Raw genomic sequence first — 796 nt, forward strand, 5'->3', positions numbered from 1 at the left:
CTCTCGATTGGTCATGGCGCTGCTCCCTGCTTGATACCAACAGGAAAACAATCGGCCAGAAAAGGGTTAATCGGGAGGTCAAATTAAACTGGTGTTTTGAAGACTTATTACATCGGTGATGACACTGCGTTGGGTGATGAAAGATGACTTCCGGCTTTATGCTTATGTGATACTCGAAAACCATCTTCATTTGTTAGCTCAAAGCCCACAGTTGGATAAAGACATCGCCCGCTTCAAGTCATATACGGCAAGGCTACTGATTGTTTATTTGCAGCAGCGCAAGGTCAGAACCATTCTGGAGCAGCTGCCTTTTTATAAGAAGAAACATAAGGCAGACAGAGCGCTACAGTTCTGGTAGGAAGGCTCTCATCCTGAGTTGATTGTTGATCAATGTATGATGACTCAGAAGATAGATTATATTCATCAAAATCCGGTCAAGCGTGGCTATGTTGGTTTACCGGAACATTGGCGTTATTTGAGTGCCCGGAATTACGCTGGGAGACAGGACACTTTATTGGATATGACTACGAATTGGTGATATGCAATCCCACAGCTGTTTCGACTTCCTTCAGTTGACTCGGACTTCCCTTGCCATAAGCTTTGCTGGCATAACCCCTTTAAAGAAGAATGATTCCTGACTGACTCCATGCTCATACTGAACTTCATATAATACCAATCGCATTTTCTAAATCCTTAAGCTGCCGCCAACTATGCTTAGGCATCATTACCATGCATTATCTAGAACAGATGTCTCGTCGACCACAGCTACCCGAAGGTTTTAATGATGTTGATTTTC

Annotated in this window: 1 protein-coding gene; it reads left to right on the top strand. The window is 43.5% G+C overall.

Annotation, left to right across the window (positions count from 1 at the left end; all coding sequences use genetic code 11):
- Positions 1-115: 115 nt before the first annotated feature.
- On the top strand, positions 116-358 hold the full coding sequence (locus AK963_RS35010) for a hypothetical protein (RefSeq protein ID WP_202969953.1): 243 nt from the start codon (positions 116-118) through the stop codon (positions 356-358).
- Positions 359-796 lie beyond the last annotated feature (438 nt).

The organism is Endozoicomonas atrinae (assembly GCF_001647025.1).
GTDB classification, from domain to species: domain Bacteria; phylum Pseudomonadota; class Gammaproteobacteria; order Pseudomonadales; family Endozoicomonadaceae; genus Endozoicomonas; species Endozoicomonas atrinae.